Genomic DNA, 16636 nt, shown 5'->3' with positions numbered 1-16636 from the left:
GACATCGGCGCCATCGCCTTGAGCTTCTTGAGCTCCTGGGTGGCCTTGGTGCGCGCTTCCTTCGACAGCTTGGTCTTGGCGATCTTGCGGGTGAGCTCGGCGAGCTCGTCGCCCTCGCCGTCCTCACCCTCATTGCCCAGCTCGCGCTGGATCGCCTTGAGCTGCTCGTTGAGATAATATTCGCGCTGCGTCTTCTCCATCTGGCGCTTGACGCGGCTGCGGATCTTCTTCTCGACCTGCAGCACGCCGAGCTCGCCTTCCATGAAGGCGAACGCCATCTCGAGCCGGCGCACAGGGTTGAGCTCGGCGAGCAAAGCCTGCTTGTCCGAGACCTTGATGTTGATGTTGGCGGCGACCGCGTCGGCGAGCTTGGAAGCCTCCTCGATCTGCGAGAGCTGCACCGCCGTCTCGGCCGGCAGCTTCTTGTTGAACTTCGAATAATTCTCGAACTGCTCGACGACCGAGCGCATCAGCGCCGACACCTCGGCCCCGGCCGGCTCGACACCTTCGATCGGCTCGGCCTCGGCGACGAGATGCTCGCCATCGCTGGTCAGGGTCTTGAGCGACGCGCGCCGCTGGCCTTCGACGAGCACGCGCACCGTGCCGTCGGGCAGCTTGAGCAGCTGCAGCACGGTCGCGATCACGCCGAGGTCGTAGAGCGCGTCACGATCGGGATCGTCCTCGGCAGGGTCGAGCTGCGAGACGAGGAAGATGCTCTTGTCCGCCGCCATCGCGCTTTCGAGCGCGGCCACCGACTTGTCGCGGCCGACGAACAAAGGAACGATCATCTGCGGGAATACGACGATGTCGCGGAGAGGAAGGACTGGATAGGATTGGGTCATATTACTCCACCAGCGCGAACAGGGACCGCGCTTCGCTTCTTATATGAGTTCTCCGCCCGAGACCATCAAGGCAGCCAAGCCAGATGACCGGCGGGCGGGCCGGCATACAGGCAGGCGCATTTGCGCGCCGCGCGGCGCGCAAATGCGGGATAAAGGTGGATCAGGCCGCGTCCTCGGCCTTTTGCGCGTAGATGCGCACCGGCTCCTTGCGGCCCTCGACGACATCCTTGTCGATCATCACTTCGTCGACGCCGTCCATCGACGGCAGGTCGAACATCGTGTCGAGCAGGATGTTCTCGAGGATCGAGCGGAGGCCACGCGCGCCGGTCTTGCGCTCGATCGCCTTCTTCGAGGTCGCGACCAGCGCCTCCTCGGTGAAGGCGAGCTTGACGTCCTCCATCTCGAAGAGCTTGGCATATTGCTTGATCAGCGCGTTCTTCGGCTCCTTGAGGATCTTGACCAGAGCGTCCGTGTCGAGGTCCTCGAGCGTCGCGATCACCGGCAGGCGGCCGACGAACTCGGGGATCAGGCCGAACTTGAGCAGATCCTCAGGCTCGCCCTGGCGCAATATCTCGCCGGTGCGGCGTTCCTCGGGCGCGGCGACATAGGCGCCGAACCCGATCGACTTGCCCTGCAGGCGATCGGCGATGATCTTCTCGAGGCCCGAGAAGGCGCCGCCGCAGATGAACAGGATGTTGGTCGTGTCGACCTGGAGGAACTCCTGCTGCGGGTGCTTGCGGCCGCCCTGCGGCGGAACCGAGGCGGTCGTGCCTTCCATCAGCTTGAGCAAGGCCTGCTGCACGCCCTCGCCCGACACGTCGCGCGTGATCGAGGGATTGTCGGACTTGCGGCTGATCTTGTCGATCTCGTCGATATAGACGATGCCGCGCTGGGCGCGCTCGACATTATAGTCGGACGCCTGGAGCAGCTTGAGGATGATGTTCTCGACGTCCTCGCCGACGTAGCCGGCTTCGGTCAGGGTCGTCGCATCGGCCATCGTGAACGGCACGTCGAGGATCCGCGCCAGGGTCTGGGCAAGCAGAGTCTTGCCGCACCCGGTCGGGCCGACGAGCAGGATGTTCGACTTGGCGAGCTCGACATCGGCGCCCTTGGAGCCGTGGTTGAGCCGCTTGTAGTGGTTGTGCACCGCCACCGAGAGCACGCGTTTGGCGTGCATCTGGCCGATCACATAATCGTCGAGAACCTTGCAGATCTCCGCCGGCGTCGGAACCCCGTCGCGCGTCTTGACGAGCGCGGACTTGGTTTCCTCGCGGATGATGTCGTTGCAGAGCTCGACGCATTCATCGCAGATGAAGACGGTCGGGCCGGCGATGAGCTTCCGCACCTCGTGCTGCGATTTGCCGCAGAACGAGCAGTAGAGGGTGCTCTTCGAGTCGCTGCCGCTTAGCTTGGTCATAATCTTCCTTGTTGGGCGCCCGAAGGCCACCCGTCGTTGAAGGCCATGTTAGCCTGCACTATCGCACATTCACAATGGCCTATTGATTAACGGCCTGGCACATCAGGCTGCGGTCGCATGCTGGCCGGTCTCCTCGCCGGTCGCCGGACGCTTGTCGAAGACCTCGTCGACCAGGCCGAACTGCCTCGCCTCGTCCGCCGAAAGGAACTTGTCGCGCTCGACGGCAATTTCGATCGCCTCGATCGATTGGCCGGTATATTTCGCCATCAGCTCGTTCATCCGATGGCGGATGCGCAGGATCTCGCGCGCCTGGATCTCGATGTCGGTCGCCTGCCCCTGGGCACCGCCCGACGGCTGGTGGACCATGATCCGCGCATTGGTGAGCGCGACCCGCATGCCGGGCTCGCCCGCGCCGAGCAGGAATGCGCCCATCGATGCGGCCTGGCCGATGCAGACCGTGCCGACCCGCGGCCGGATATATTGCATCGTATCGTGGATCGCCATGCCGGCGGTCACCACGCCGCCCGGCGAGTTGATGTACATGAAGACATCCTTCTTGGGATTCTCCGACTCCAGGTAGAGCAGCTGGGCGGTGATCAGCGTCGCCATATGATCCTCGACCCCACCGGTGACGAAGACGATCCTTTCGCGCAGCAGGCGTGAATAGATGTCGAAGCTGCGCTCCCCACGATTCGATTGCTCGATGACGATGGGAACGAGGCCTGAAACGATGTCTGCGTGATCCATGATGGTCTGGAGATCCTGTCGGTGTGCTAGGACCTCGAACATCGGAGCAAAGCGCCTCGTGTTCAAGCCCCGTCGTGCGCGCCGATCGCATCGCGGCCGGGATTGGACGCAGAGGACGCCCGGCCTTCGCCCCCGCCCTCGCCTGGGCCGGGCTCCGCGCCCGGCGCCGGGAAGCTGAGATAGGCGAGCCGGCGGACCTCGCGCCGGCCGCGCACGACCGTGTCGAGGATCAGGCCGCAGAAGAAGAACAGCGACGCCAGGATCATCAGCCCGGTGACCAGGATCGCGGTCGGGAAGCGCGGTACCAGGCCGGTCTCGGCGAAGGTGATCGCAAGCGGCACGGCGAGGACGATCGCGAGCACCGCCAGCCCAAGCCCGATGCTGCCATAGAACAGCACCGGCCGCTCGATGCGGAAGAGGTGGAGGATGGTGCGCATGATCCGCCAGCCGTCGCGATAGGTCGACAGCTTCGATTCGGAGCCGTCGGGCCGCGCGCCGTAGGTGGTGACGACCTCGCCGACCGGCATCGCCAGCTCGAGCGCGTGGACGCTGATCTCGGTCTCGGTCTCGAATCCGCGCGACAGCGCCGGAAAGGATTTGACGAAGCGCCGCGAGAAGACGCGGTAGCCCGACAATATGTCGCTGAACGTCCTGCCGAACAGGCGCGCGAGGATGCTGGTCAGGACCCGGTTGCCGAGGCGATGGCCACGCCGGTAGGCGGCCTCGATCTCCGAGCGCCGCGCCCCGACCACCATGTCGAGCCGCTCGTCGATCAGCCGCCGCACGAGATCGGGCGCGGCCGCGGCGTCGTAAGTCGCATCGCCGTCGGCCATCACATAGACGTCGGCCTCGACGTCCGCGAACATCCGCCGGACGACATGGCCCTTGCCCTGCATGCGCTCGCTGCGCACGATCGCGCCCGCCGCGGCGGCGATCTCGCGCGTCCGGTCGCTGCTGTTGTTGTCATAGACGAAGATAAGTGCGTCGGGGAGCGACGCGCGGAAGCCGGCGATCGTCTGCGCGATCGCGGCTTCCTCGTTGTAGCAGGGGAGCAGCACCGCAATGCGCAGCGCCCGCACGGCGACACCAGCCTCGTTCAGCGCCCTCTCGTTCAGTACGGCGCCCGCCAAGATGCCATTCCCCCTGTCTGGCCCGGTGTCGGCCGTCGCGGCACGCGCGATCGCGCGCCCGCGGCGGCCCCGCCGTCCCGCAAAGGACGATGGCTAGGGCTCAGTCGTTGCTCTTGGGCTTCTTTGCAGCAGGCTTCTTCCCCTCGGAAGCCTTTTTTGCGGGCTTTGGCGCAGCTGCCTTGGGGGCGGCCTTGGGAGCCGGAGCCTCGGCCGCAGCTTCGACGACGGCCGGCTCGGCCGCGCTCGCGGCCGCAGCCTTGGCCGCGCGCGGCTTCTTGGCCGGCTTGGTCGGCTCGGCGTCCGCGTCCTCGGCAGGCGCCGGCTCAGCGGCGGCTTTCTTGGCTTTCGCCTTCGCCTTGGGCTTGGGCGCATGATCATGGCCGTGATGGTCATGGTCGTGATCGTGGTCGCAATCGGGGCCGTGGACATGCCCGCCGTCGGCCTCGATCTCGGCCTGCAGCGCCTCGCGGGACACCGAGCGATCGGTGATCTCCGCCTTGCTGAACAGGAAATCGACCACCTTGTCCTCGAACAGAGGCGCGCGGAGCTGCGCCGCCGCCATCGGCTCGTTGCGGACATATTGCACGAAGCGCTCGCGATCCTCGGCCCGATATTGCTGCGCCGCCTGCATGATCAGCTGGTTCATTTCCTGATTGCTGATTTCGACGCCATTGGCCTGGCCGACCTCGGACAGCAACAGGCCGAGGCGCACGCGGCGCTCGGCGATCGCGCGATATTCCTCGCGCTCGCTCTCCATCTCGGCGCGCGCCGCCTCGGGATCGGCTTCGTGGGTCGCCTCATGCTCGAGCTGCTTCCAGATCTGGTCGAATTCGGCTTCGACCATCGATGGGGGCACCGGGAAATCGTGGCTCTCGGCGAGCTGGTCGAGCAGCCGCCGCTTCATGTGGGTGCGGGTGAGGCCGTTGAGCTCCTGCTCGAGCTGGCCCTTGAGCAGGCCGCGAAGCTGCTCGATGCTCTCGAGGCCCATGTTCTTGGCGAACTCGTCGTCGAGGCTCGCCTCGCGCGCGGTACGCACCTCGTTGACCGTGACCTCGAAGGTCGCGTCCCTGCCCTTCAGATAGTCGACGCCATAATCGGCGGGGAAGGTGACGTTGAGCACGCGCTGCTCATTGGCCTTCGCGCCGACCAGCTGGTCCTCGAAGCCGGGGATGAGGCGGCCCGATCCGAGCTCGAGCGACATGCCTTCGCCCTTGCCGCCCTCGAACGGCTCGCCATCGATCTTGCCCTCATAGTCGATCACCACGAGGTCGCCGACCTGCGCGGCATGATCGGCGGGCGCGGCGTCATAGCTCTTCTGGCCCTGCGCGAGCTGCCCGAGCCGCTCATCGACCTCCTCGTCGCTCGGCTCGACGGTGAGACGCTCGAGCTTCAGCCCTTCGATCTGCGGCGCGGGAACGTCGGGGAGCGTCTCCAGCTCGATCTTGACGACCACGTCCTTGCCCGACTCGTGCATTTCCTCGAGCTCGACCGAAGGCTGCATCGCCGGCCGCAGCTTCTGCTCGGCCATCAACTGCTGGATGCTGTCCTGCACGGCGCTGTTGAGCGCTTCCTGCTCGATCGCCGGCCCGTGCATCTTGCGGACCAGATTGGCCGGGACCTTGCCGGGGCGGAAACCGGGCATCCGCATGCGCGGCGCGACGGTCTTCAGCTCGCGGTCGACGCGATCGTCGATCTCCTTGGCGGGGATGGTGATCTTGAAGGCGCGCTTGAGGCCCTCGTTCAACGTCTCGACAGTCTGCATCTCGAAGCTAAGCCTTCGTTTTAGGATTTCTCTGCTGCGGCATTTGCGTCACCGGGGCGAAGCTGGTGCGGGCGAAGGGACTCGAACCCCCACATCTTTCGATACCAGAACCTAAATCTGGCGCGTCTACCAGTTCCGCCACGCCCGCCGGGCCGCCGTCGGTCGGCGTCTATAGCAGGGATGACGAACGGGGCAAGGCGCAACCCCTCGCCTATCGTGCGTGCAGCGCGGCTTGGCCGAGCGCCCTGGCCAGGCTGCTCAGATCCGCGCCCGGAGCCGCGTCAGCCCAGCGCTTTCTTGAGCAGTTCGTTGACGACCTGGGGATTGGCCTTACCGGCCATCGCCCGCATCACCTGGCCGACGAAGAAGCCGAACAATTTGTCCTTGCCGCTGCGATATTCGGCGACCTTGTCCGGGTTTGACGTCATGACGTCGGCGATCGCCGCCTCGATCGCGCCGGTGTCGCTGGTCTGCTGCAATCCGCGCGCGGCGACGATCGAGGCGGGATCCTCGCCGCTCTCGATCATGATCTCGAAGACCTGCTTGGCCAGGGTCCCCGACAATGTGCCGTTCGCGACCAGCGCGAGCAGCTCGGCGCCATGGGCCGGGCTCACCGGACTCTGCTCGATCGTCTTGCCAAGGCGGTTGAGCGCCCCGAAAAGGTCCGAAATCAACCAGTTGGCAGCCGCCTTTGCGACCTGGGTTTCAGGCTTCTGCTGCTTGAGCGCGCTTTCGGCGAGCAGCGCCTCGAACCAGCGCGCGGTCTCCGCCTCGGCGGTCAGCACGCTGGCGTTATAGGCCGACAGGCCAAGCTGCTCGACGTAACGGAGGCGCTTGGCATCGGGGAGCTCGGGCAGGCTGTGGCGGCATTCGTCGAGGAACGCCGTGCTGAGCTCGACCGGCAGCAGGTCGGGATCCGGGAAATAGCGATAGTCGTGCGCGTCTTCCTTCGAGCGCAGGCTGCGCGTCTCGCCCTTGTCGGGGTCGAACAGCCGCGTCTCCTGGACGACCGCCCCGCCCTCCTCGATCAGATCGACCTGGCGGCGCGCTTCATATTCGATCGCCTGCTGGATGAAGCGCACCGAATTGACGTTCTTGATCTCGCAGCGCGTGCCCAACGAATCGCCCGGCCGTCGCACCGAGACGTTGACGTCGGCGCGCATCGAGCCCTGCTCCATATTGCCGTCGCAGCTGCCGACATAGCGCAGAATCGCCCTCAGCTTGCGGACATAAGCGCCTGCTTCATCAGGAGAACGCATGTCGGGCTTGGACACGATCTCCATCAAGGCCACACCCGAGCGGTTGAGGTCGACATAGGAGAAATTGGGATGCTGGTCGTGCATCAGCTTGCCGGCGTCCTGCTCGAGATGGATGCGCTCGACGCCGACCGTCTTGGAGCCCTCCTCGGTCTCGATCTCGATCGCGCCCTCGCCGACGATCGGATGATAGAGCTGGCTGATCTGATAGCCCTGCGGCAGATCGGCGTAGAAATAATTCTTGCGGTCGAACCGCGACCAGGCGTTGATCCGGGCCTCGATCGCCATGCCGGTGCGGACCGCCTGGCGCACGCATTCGCCGTTGAGCACCGGCAACATGCCGGGCATCGCAGCATCGACCAGGCTGACCTGGGTGTTGGGCTCGGCGCCGAATTCGGTCGACGCGCCGGAGAAGAGCTTCGCGTTCGACGTCACCTGCGCGTGGACCTCGAGGCCGATCACGACCTCCCAGTCGTCGCTCGCTCCCTGGATGCGATATTTGCTCACCACCATGCCTCCGGGCGTGCAGTGAAGCCGGCCCGCTCCTCGAACGCAAGGCCGGCGTTGAGCACGCCCTGCTCGTCGAGCGGCCGTCCGATGATCTGGAGGCCGAGCGGAAGCCCTTTCGAGTCGAGCCCGGCGGGCACCGACATCGCCGGCAGGCCGGCAAGGCTCGCCGGCACCGCGAACACGTCGTTCAGATACATGGCGATCGGATCGTCGCTCTTCTCGCCAAGCCCAAACGCCGCCGAGGGCGTGGTCGGCGCGAGCAGCAGGTCGCATTTCTCCCACGCCTGCTGGAAGTCGCGCGCGATCAGCGCCCGCACCTTCTGCGCCTGGTTGAAATAAGCGTCGTAGAAGCCGGCCGAGAGCACATAGGTGCCGATCATGATCCGCCGTTTGACCTCGGCGCCGAAGCCGGACGAGCGGGTCGCCTCATACATTTCGGCAAGGCCGCCCTGGCCGGGATCGACCCTTTTGCCGTAGCGGACGCCGTCGTAGCGGGCGAGGTTGGACGAGGCTTCGGCCGGCGCGATGATGTAATAAGCGGGAAGCGCGTAGCGGGTGTGCGGCAGCGAGACCTCGACGATCTCGGCGCCGGCATCCTTCATCCAGCCGATCCCCTGCTCCCACACCGCGTCGATCTCGGGCGGGACGCCGTCGATGCGGTATTCCTTCGGGATGCCGATCCTTTTGCCGCGGATGTCGCTCGACAGCGCCGCCTCCCAGTTCGGAACCGGCAGGTCGAGCGAGGTCGAATCCATCGGATCGAAGCCGGCCATCGCCTCGAGCATGATCGCGCAGTCGCGCACGTCACGCGCCATCGGCCCGGCCTGGTCGAGCGACGAGGCGAAGGCGACGATGCCCCAGCGCGAGCAGCGCCCGTAGGTCGGCTTGATGCCGGTGATGCCGGTGAACGCCGCCGGCTGGCGGATCGAGCCGCCGGTATCGGTGCCGGTCACCGCCGGGGCGATGCGCGCCGCGACCGCCGCCGCCGAGCCGCCCGACGAGCCGCCCGGGGTCAGCGGCGCGTTGCCGCCGTCGTTGCGCCGCCACGGCGAGATGACGTTGCCATAAGCGCTGGTCTCGTTCGACGAGCCCATCGCGAACTGGTCCATGTTGAGCTTGCCGAGCATCCCCGCCCCGGCCGCGAACAGCTTGGCGCTGACGGTCGATTCATAGGCGGGCTCGAAATGCTTGAGGATGCCGCTCGCCGCGGTGGTCTGGATGTCCCTGGTCGCGAACAGATCCTTCATGCCGATCGGCACGCCCGAAAGCGGCTTCAACAGGCCGTCGCTGCGGTCGCGGTCCGCCTGCTCGGCAGCGGCGATCGCATGCTCCGGCGTCTCGACTATGAACGCGTTGAGCGCGCGCGCCTTGGCGACCGCCTCGTTGAACGAATCGGCCACTTCGCGCGCCGAGAAGCTGCCGGCGCGAAATCCGTCGCGGATCGCCGCGACTCCAAGATCGGTGAGCGCCGTCATTCGATGACCTTGGGGACAGCGAAGAAGCCATGCTCCGCGACCGGCGCGTTCTTGAGGATGTCGTCGCGCTTGCCGCCGTCGGTGACGATGTCATTGCGCAAGCGCAGCTGGTTGGGGATCACCGCGGTCATCGGCTCGATGCCGGACACATCGACCTCCTGGAGCTGCTCGACCCAGGTGAGGATGTTGTTGAGCTCGGGCACCAGGGCCTCGACCTCCGCGTCGCTGACGGCGATGCGGGCGAGCTTGGCGATATGACGGACGGTGGCGGTGTCGACGGACATGACCGCGCCGCTAGCATCGCGCGACCTTTGCTTCAACCGCGGCGCTTCAACTGCGGCGCGTCAACCGCGGCGGTTGCTGCGAGCAGCGCACCAAGCATTGACCGCTTGCAAGCGCGACCGCCATGCGCTTGGGCGCGCAGGGACCGAGCATGTGGTCATGCTCCGTCGCCGGGGCCCGTGCGGCACCGGCGGCAAATAGGGAGAAGAAATGCTCGCACGGCGGTTTCTGTGGATCGTGACCATCGTGATCCTGCTGGTGCTCGGCGGAGCGCTGGCCTACCGGCTGTTCGCGCCGCAGCTGATGCGCGCCGCGTTCGTCCCGTCGGTCAAGTTCAGCGACCAGGCCAATGGCGGTCCCGACTATCGCCGAGCCGAGATGTGGATCGCGCGGCCCGGTTTCGATCGCGATCCGGCCTTGTGGACCCCCGCCGGCTTCGCGCCGACGCCGAGCCCGCGCGCGTCGATCTTCTTCGTCCACCCGACCTCCTATCTCGATCGCTCGCGCTGGAATGCGCCGCTCGACGACCGCGATTCGCAGGATCGGGCGCGGATCTTCGTCCGCAGCCAGGCGAGCGCGTTCAACGGCGTCGGCGCGATCTGGGCGCCCAAATACCGCCAGGCGACGGTCGGCGCCTTCCTCACCGACAAGGCCGACGCCGACCATGCGCTCGCCCTCGCCTATCGCGACATCCGGGCCGCGTTCGACCAGTTCCTGATCGAAGCGCCCAAGGATCGGCCGATCATCCTCGCTGCGCACAGCCAGGGGAGCTTCCTGCTGAGCCGGCTGCTCGCCGAGCGGGTGGCGGGGACGCCGCTCGCGCGCCGGATCGCGGCGGCCTATCTGGTCGGCTGGCCGCTGTCGGCGACCCTCGACCTGCCGCGGCTCGGGCTCCCCGCCTGCCGCAGCGCCGCCCAGGCCGGCTGCATCCTCGCCTGGCAGAGCTTCGCCGAGCCCGCCGATGCGAAGCAGGTGATGGAGATCTACAACGGATCGGCCGGGCCCGACGGGCGGCGGCGCGAGGGAACGCCGATCCTGTGCGTCAACCCGATCACCGGCAACAGCGGCGACGCTGCGCCCGCGCGGGCCAATCTCGGCACATTGGTGCCCGATGCAAGCCTCACCCGAGCCGAGCTGCGGGCCGGTGCGGTGCCGGCGCGGTGCGATCCTCGCGGGCTGCTGCTGATCGGCGAGGATCCGGTCGAGATGCCGCCCTACATCCTGCCCGGCAACAATTACCACGTGTTCGATTACGCCTTGTTCTGGGCCAATGTCCGCGCCGACACCGGGCGGCGCCTCGACGCGTTCGCACCCCGATGATCACGCGATGATCACCGATCGCGCAGCCCAGTTCCGCGAGGCGCTTCCCGAAGCCGGTCGGCTGCTCGGGCTCGACGTCGGCACCAAGACGATCGGGGTCGCCCTGTGCGACGCCGGCTGGACGATCGCGACGCCGGCCGAGCTGATCGCGCGCGCCAAATTCTCGGCCGATCTCGCCCGGCTGAAGGCGATCGTCGCCGCGCAGCGGGTGACCGGCATCGTCATCGGTCTGCCGTTGAACCTCGACGGCAGTGAAAGCCCGCGCACCCAGTCGGTGCGCGCCTTCGCACGCAACGTCGAGGCGCTCGGCCTGCCGATCCTGCTGTGGGACGAGCGCTGGTCGACGCAGGCGGTGACGCGGACCCTGCTCGCTGCCGACGCGAGCCGCGCCCGGCGCGCCGAGCTGGTCGACAAGATGGCGGCCGCCTATATTCTCCAGGGCGCGATCGATGCCCTTGCCGGGGGTCAAATCGGCGTCTAAGCGGCCACTTTGATGCCTGACTTCCCACATCGCCACCTGATCGGCATTGAAGGGCTGAGCCCCGGCGAAATCAATTTTCTCCTCGACGAAGCCGAGCAATGGATCGCGTTCAACCGCTCGGTCCGCAAGCTCGACGATCGCCTTGCGGGGCTGACCCAGGTCAACGCCTTCTTCGAGAATTCGACCCGCACCCTCCTGTCGTTCGAGGTGGCCGGCAAGAGGCTCGGCGCGCAGGTCGTCAACATGCATGTCGCGCAATCGAGCGTCCAGAAGGGCGAAACCCTGCTCGATACCGCGCTGACGATCAACGCGATGCGCCCCGACGTCTTCGTGATGCGCCATGCCGCGGCCGGGGCCGCGCGCGAGGTCGCCTCGGTGATGGACTGCCCGGTGATCAACGGCGGCGACGGCTGGGGCGAGCATCCGACCCAGGCGCTGCTCGATGCGCTGACGATCCGGCGCCGCAAGGGGAGGATCGAGGGCCTCAAGATCGCGATCTGCGGCGACATACGCCACAGCCGGGTGGCGCGCTCCAACCTGCTGGCGCTGCGCGCGCTCGGCGGCGACGTCCGCGTCGTCGGACCGGCGGCGCTGCTGCCGTCGACGGCCGAACTGGGCGGGGCACCATCATTCACCGATTTCGACGAGGGCATCGCCGGCGCCGACGTGGTGATGATGCTGCGCATCCAGCGCGAACGGATGGAGGAGAGCCTCGCCGAGCGGCTGGACGACTATCACGCGCTTTACGGTCTGACGCGCGCGCGGCTGGCGCAGGCGGCGCCGGACGCGATCGTGATGCATCCGGGCCCGATCAACCGCGGCGTCGAGATCGCGAGCGACGTCGCCGACGATCCGGAGCGCTCGGCAATCCTCGAGCAGGTCGAGCTTGGCGTCGCGGTGCGGATGGCCTGCCTCGACGTGCTGACGCGCGAACGGCGAAGCTAAACCGGCGAAGACAGGCGAAAGAACGGGTAGCGAGGGAGGGTAAGCCCCTCCCCTCACCGCTCCGAATCGAGATCAGGCCTTGCGGGTGTAGCGCGACGCCCATTGGACCGGCGCATCGCCGGCGACCTGGCGGACGAAGCAGACGCCGTTTCTGGCGCGGATCGACAGACAGGTCTGCACGGCCGCATTGCGGCTGTCGAAGCCCGCGATCGAGAGGCGGTGCATGACGCCCTTGCCGCCGATCCGGACGGTCGTGCTGAGCGGCGCGTAAGCGTCGCTGAAGGCATGACGGCGCTGGGTCTGCGCCCAGGCGCGCTCGACCTGCGCGGCCGAGCTGAACGCGCCGATCTGGACGACATAGCCGCCGGTCTGCGCACGTCCGGTGCGCCCGTGATTGGCGGAAGCGAGGTTGGCCCGAAGGTGATTGGCCCGAGCGTTGCCCGTCCCGCGCGCCGCGAAGCTGCGCTTGCGCGCAGCCGGCATGAAGGCCGGAATAGCCGCCGGCGTGATGCGCGCGACAGGTGCCTCCTCGGCCATGATCGGCGTGTGGATCTCCTGGGTAGCAGGAATGGCGCGTGGCTGAGCCTCGGCGCGTGCGATTGCTTGCTCGACGACCGGTTCGGGGGCCGCGGCGGCTTCGACGATCGGCGCGGGCATGGGCGTTTGGACGGCGGCAGTCGCGATGACCGGCGCCACCGGCGCGGGCGCGGCGAACATCGCCGGCTCGGACAGCGGCGCGGCCGGCGCGGCGATCAGGGCAGCCGGCGCGGCCGGAGCGCCGGCCTGGACCAGCGCTGCCTCCCAGTCGGGAACGGGCGAGAGGGCAAGCTGCGTGGGCTGGCCCTTGTCCTTGGCCGGGGTTACGCCGAGCAGGCCGGCAACCCGCATCGCGGGTGCCGACGGGTCGGCGAGCGCGGCCCATTGCGCCATCCGCGCCTCGATCTGCGCCGGCGAGATGTCCTGAGCGGCGATCACGCGCGCTTTCTTCCAATCGCCGGCAAGGGCGTAGGCGAGCGCGAGATTCTGGCGAAGGCGGGCGTCGGCATCGGGTGCACGCGCCGCCGCCTCGAGGATCTCGATCGCACGCTGCGGATTGCCGGCGATCGCGTAACCCAAGCCGACATCGGCCGGCGCGATCAGACGCTCGGCCTTGGCGAGCTGCGCCTGGGCGGCGAACGACTTGCCCTGCGCCGCTTGCGCAAGCGCCAGTGCCATCGCCGCACGGCCGTTGGCCGGGTTGAGCGCGAGCACGTCGCGGAACGTCGCCTCGGCCGAGACGAACCGGCCGCTCTTCATGTACAGCTCGGCGAGCGCCATGCGGAAACCGGCGTCGAGCGGCGAATAAAGCACCGCCGCTTCCATCTCCTCGACCGCCTGGGCGAGATCGCCCTTGCGGAATGCGATCTCCGCCTTTTGATATTGCTTCAAGGCGTGCTTGTTCGTCCGGACTTCCTTGCTGGACGCCGAAGCGGGCCGATAGGCGTCGGCCGCTGGCTTGCAGCCGACCATCGCGATCCCGAGCACCAGGCTCGACCCTGCGAATTTGATCAGTTTGCTGTTCATCTTTGTGGCTCCCGCCTTCAGTTCCGCTTGTGCGCCGCGGTCGGCAATTTCCCGGTCAGGGCTTCCAGCTCGGGCAAGGCATCGAGGAAGATGTCGAGCGCTTCGCTGACGATCTGCTGGGCCGAACGATGAGTCACCGCGCACGCCAGCCGCAGCTTGAGATGGCGATCGCGATCGAGACGCAAGGTGAAGGCCGCTTTGTCCTTGGCACCCGCCGCCTGGCGCGGCCGGCGGGGCAGCGACACGACACCAGCCGACGACGTCTCTCGCTTGCGCACCGGCGTCGCCGGTGCGGGCTGCTGGACATCCTCGGCGTCCGATTTCTCCCCGCCCGATTTCTGGGTGCCGAAGCTCTCGGCACCAAAGCTCTCTGCAATCGCGCGCTGTTGCTCGAAGACGGGGGGCTCGAACACTGGCGCCTCGAGCGTCGGCTCCTCGGTCACGTCCTCGGGCTCGCGAACGGCAGGGCGCGGCGCCGGGGTCAGCGCGGTGATCGAGCTCGGCACATGCTCGAGCGGCTCTTCAGGGTAAGCGAAGGCATTCGACACGGGCGACGGGGCATGGCCCATGTCGTTCCAGCCGAGGTCGTCGAGACCGGCGCCCATGTGGCCGAAGCCCTGCGGGCGCATGGCCGGCTTGGCAGCGCCTTTGCGGGCGAGCAGCCCGGACGAAAGCGATGCGAAAGGTTTGGGTTCACTCATCATCACTCTCCGGCTCACTGACCAGCCACCCGGCGGCCGAAGCCACCGACCGGACGTGGGACGGGAGGAGCGGCAAGGCCGCCCGGAGCCGAGAAGATGGTGCGGCGGAAATTCTTCTCGAGCCGGTCGGAGACATATTCCCAAAGCTCGACGATCTCCTTGGCGGAGCGGCCATTGGGATCGACCTCCATCACCGTACGGCCGTCGATCATCGAGGCGGCGAAGTCGGTCCGGTGGTGGACGGTGACCGGCGCGACGGTGCCGTGCTGCGACAGCGCGACCGCCGCTTCGTAGGTGATCTTGGCCTTGGGCGTGGCGCCGTTGACGACGAACAGCAACGGCTTGCCGGCGCGCTCGCACAGATCGACGGTGGCGCCGACCGCGCGAAGATCGTGCGGACTCGGCCGGGTCGGAATGACGATCAGCTCGGCGACCGCGATCACGCTCTGGATCGCCATGGTGATCGCCGGCGGGGTATCGATCACCGCAAGGCGGAAGCCTTGCTGGCGCAGCACCTCGAGATCGGCGCTGAGGCGGGCGACGGTGGTCTGGGCAAAAGCCGGCATTTCGGCCTCGCGCTCGTTCCACCAGTCGGCGAGCGACCCCTGCGGATCGATGTCGATAAGGCAGACCGGCCCGGCGCCGGCGAGTTGCGCCTGCACGGCCAGATGGCCGGACAGGGTGGTCTTACCAGAACCACCTTTTTGCGACGACAGTGCCAGAACGCGCATGATTTCCCCTTGGCTCTCGAACTTTCAGCAAGAGCGTTGCACCGGGGGCTGCTAAAATCTGGTTAACACTTCCAAGCAAAGTTTGCGTGCTTGCGAAATCACCGGTTTTTTATGCTAAGAACGCATTAAGGCTTCTTGTTTAAGAGGCTTAGCGTCAACGACCCGGGGGAGGTCCAGCATGCGTCGTTCCACTCTGCTTGCCACCGCTGCGGCAGCCCTTGCCTTGCTCGCGAGCCCGGCCTCGGCCGACGTCAAGAAGGGCGTCGATGCCTGGCAGGCGGCCCGCTTCGACGTCGCCATCGCCGAATGGCGGCCGCTCGCCGAGAAGGGCGATCCCGACGCGCAGTTCAATCTCGGCCAGGCCTACCGGCTCGGCCGCGGCGTCCCGTCCGACCTCAAGATCGCGCAGAGCTGGTACGAAAAAGCGGCCCAGCAGGGCCACGAGCAGGCGCAGGCCAATCTGGGGCTGCTGCTCTACGACAACGACCAGCGCAAGGAGGCGCTGCCGTGGATCCAGAAGGCCGCTTTGAACGGCGATGCCCGCGCGCAATATGTGCTCGGCATCGAGCTCAACAACGGCGATCTGCTGCCCAAGGACTGGCCGCGCGCTTATGCATTGATGACCTTGGCCGCGGCGCAGGGCATCCAACCCGCGCGCAAAAGCCTGACCGAGATGGACGAATATATTCCGGCCGCCGACCGGCAGCAGGGCCTCGGCCTGGCGCACCAGCTTCGCGCCAGACGATCCGCATCGGCCGACGCGCCCACGTTGCCGAGCGCGCCGTCAGGCAAGTCGCCGCCGCCGCCGACCCGGATCGCCAAGGCCCCTGCCCCGGCCCCCACCCCAGCACCGCCGCAGGCGGCAAAGACACTGACCTCCAGGCCGGTGCCCAAGGCACAAGACGTCGCCAGGGTTGCCCCTCCCCCAGCCCCGCCCCGAGCGGTCGCGCCGTCGGGGAGATGGCGAGTCCAGCTCGGCGCCTTCAGCAGCGCGCAGGCGGCGCGCGGCCAATGGGCCTCGCTCAGCAAGCGGATATCGGCCTTGTCCGGCCTGCAGCCTTCTTATGAAAGCGCCGGAGCGATGACCCGCCTGCGGGTCGGCCCGGTGCCGAGCCGCGCCGCCGCCGATCGGCTGTGCGGCGCCGCCAAGGCGGCCGGACAAGCCTGCTTCCCGGTCGCGCCGTAACGCGCAGATCTAAGAGCTGCCAGCCTGCGCTGGCATGGAATTGGGCACCTCCTACCCCGTCACACCAGCGAAGGCTGGGGTCCAGACGATGCGCGCATAAGCCACCGGTTGCGACCCGGGCTACGACGGTGACTTTCCCAAGGATCGCCTGGATGCCAGCCTGCGCTGGCATGACGGGGTTTGGCAGCTCACCGCGAAAGGAGTTTTGCAGCGGTCCCGCAAGGGGACAGAGGCTATTTCCCTCTTAACCGAATTTTTGCGTCATCGCCCTATCAGCACATTGTCCGG

The 16636-nt window shown here is 67.2% G+C and carries 15 protein-coding genes and 1 tRNA gene; 4 read left to right on the top strand and 12 right to left on the bottom strand.

Annotation, left to right across the window (positions count from 1 at the left end; translation table 11 throughout):
* The 9 genes from V6M48_RS10210 to gatC form a co-directional block, all read right to left on the bottom strand.
* Positions 1 to 842: LON peptidase substrate-binding domain-containing protein (locus tag V6M48_RS10210; RefSeq protein WP_332812435.1), on the bottom strand; the 842-nt coding region annotated here is incomplete at its 3' end.
* A gap of 160 nt (positions 843 to 1002) precedes the next feature.
* Positions 1003 to 2259 (bottom strand): ATP-dependent Clp protease ATP-binding subunit ClpX, encoded by a 1257-nt coding sequence (clpX, locus tag V6M48_RS10205; RefSeq protein ID WP_332812434.1) that lies wholly within the window; start codon positions 2257 to 2259, stop codon positions 1003 to 1005.
* A 102-nt stretch (positions 2260 to 2361) separates the two neighbouring features.
* A complete protein-coding gene (gene clpP / locus V6M48_RS10200) occupies positions 2362 to 3006 on the bottom strand; it encodes an ATP-dependent Clp endopeptidase proteolytic subunit ClpP (protein ID WP_332812433.1) in 645 nt (214 codons plus the stop codon).
* 62 nt (positions 3007 to 3068) lie between these two features.
* Positions 3069 to 4106, bottom strand: coding sequence for a glycosyltransferase family 2 protein (locus V6M48_RS10195; RefSeq protein WP_443019084.1), 1038 nt, complete (start codon positions 4104 to 4106; stop codon positions 3069 to 3071).
* 130 nt (positions 4107 to 4236) lie between these two features.
* Positions 4237 to 5898 (bottom strand): trigger factor, encoded by a 1662-nt coding sequence (gene tig, locus V6M48_RS10190; protein WP_332812432.1) that lies wholly within the window; start codon positions 5896 to 5898, stop codon positions 4237 to 4239.
* Positions 5899 to 5961: 63 nt separating this feature from the next.
* Positions 5962 to 6046, bottom strand: a tRNA-Leu gene (locus tag V6M48_RS10185).
* 133 nt (positions 6047 to 6179) lie between these two features.
* Positions 6180 to 7667 carry an Asp-tRNA(Asn)/Glu-tRNA(Gln) amidotransferase subunit GatB gene (gene gatB, locus V6M48_RS10180; protein WP_332812431.1) on the bottom strand — a complete coding sequence of 496 codons (1488 nt, stop codon included), beginning with the start codon at positions 7665 to 7667 and terminating at the stop codon, positions 6180 to 6182.
* Entirely contained in the window at positions 7658 to 9139 is a 1482-nt protein-coding gene (gatA, locus tag V6M48_RS10175) for an Asp-tRNA(Asn)/Glu-tRNA(Gln) amidotransferase subunit GatA (RefSeq protein ID WP_332812430.1), read from the bottom strand. The genes gatB and gatA overlap by 10 nt, the downstream gene beginning before the upstream one ends.
* Positions 9136 to 9423 carry an Asp-tRNA(Asn)/Glu-tRNA(Gln) amidotransferase subunit GatC gene (gene gatC, locus V6M48_RS10170; protein ID WP_332812429.1) on the bottom strand — a complete coding sequence of 96 codons (288 nt, stop codon included), beginning with the start codon at positions 9421 to 9423 and terminating at the stop codon, positions 9136 to 9138. The genes gatA and gatC overlap by 4 nt, the downstream gene beginning before the upstream one ends.
* A 208-nt stretch (positions 9424 to 9631) precedes the next feature.
* On the opposite strand from gatC, the gene V6M48_RS10165 reads away from it, so the two are divergent.
* The 3 genes from V6M48_RS10165 to V6M48_RS10155 are packed head-to-tail and all read left to right on the top strand — an operon-like array spanning position 9632 to position 12167.
* Positions 9632 to 10741 carry a DUF3089 domain-containing protein gene (locus tag V6M48_RS10165; RefSeq protein ID WP_332812428.1) on the top strand — a complete coding sequence of 370 codons (1110 nt, stop codon included), beginning with the start codon at positions 9632 to 9634 and terminating at the stop codon, positions 10739 to 10741.
* A 7-nt stretch (positions 10742 to 10748) separates the two neighbouring features.
* On the top strand, positions 10749 to 11222 hold the full coding sequence (ruvX, locus tag V6M48_RS10160) for a Holliday junction resolvase RuvX (protein WP_332812427.1): 474 nt from the start codon (positions 10749 to 10751) through the stop codon (positions 11220 to 11222).
* Positions 11223 to 11231: 9 nt separating this feature from the next.
* The gene (locus V6M48_RS10155) at positions 11232 to 12167 is read left to right on the top strand and encodes an aspartate carbamoyltransferase catalytic subunit (protein ID WP_332812426.1); all 936 of its coding nucleotides are present in this window, start codon (positions 11232 to 11234) and stop codon (positions 12165 to 12167) included.
* Between the two features lie 72 nt (positions 12168 to 12239).
* On the opposite strand, the gene V6M48_RS10150 is transcribed toward V6M48_RS10155, so the two are convergent.
* From V6M48_RS10150 to V6M48_RS10140, 3 genes are read right to left on the bottom strand one after another with little or no spacing between them, the layout of a single operon-like run.
* A complete protein-coding gene (locus V6M48_RS10150) occupies positions 12240 to 13730 on the bottom strand; it encodes an SPOR domain-containing protein (protein ID WP_332812425.1) in 1491 nt (496 codons plus the stop codon).
* 17 nt (positions 13731 to 13747) lie between these two features.
* Positions 13748 to 14431: a hypothetical protein gene (locus V6M48_RS10145; RefSeq protein WP_332812424.1), complete on the bottom strand. Its 684-nt coding sequence runs from the start codon at positions 14429 to 14431 to the stop codon at positions 13748 to 13750.
* 14 nt (positions 14432 to 14445) lie between these two features.
* Positions 14446 to 15162, bottom strand: a complete 717-nt coding sequence (locus V6M48_RS10140; RefSeq protein WP_332812423.1) for a ParA family protein — start codon at positions 15160 to 15162, stop codon at positions 14446 to 14448.
* Between the two features lie 178 nt (positions 15163 to 15340).
* On the opposite strand from V6M48_RS10140, the gene V6M48_RS10135 reads away from it, so the two are divergent.
* A complete protein-coding gene (locus V6M48_RS10135; protein ID WP_332812422.1) occupies positions 15341 to 16348 on the top strand; it encodes an SPOR domain-containing protein in 1008 nt (335 codons plus the stop codon).
* Positions 16349 to 16636 lie beyond the last annotated feature (288 nt).

This window comes from Sphingomonas sp., from assembly GCF_036677245.1.
In the GTDB taxonomy this organism is placed as follows: Bacteria; Pseudomonadota; Alphaproteobacteria; order Sphingomonadales; family Sphingomonadaceae; genus Allosphingosinicella.
The sequence above is the reverse complement of the archived record's forward strand: the minus strand, read 5'-3'. Positions and strand labels throughout refer to the sequence as shown.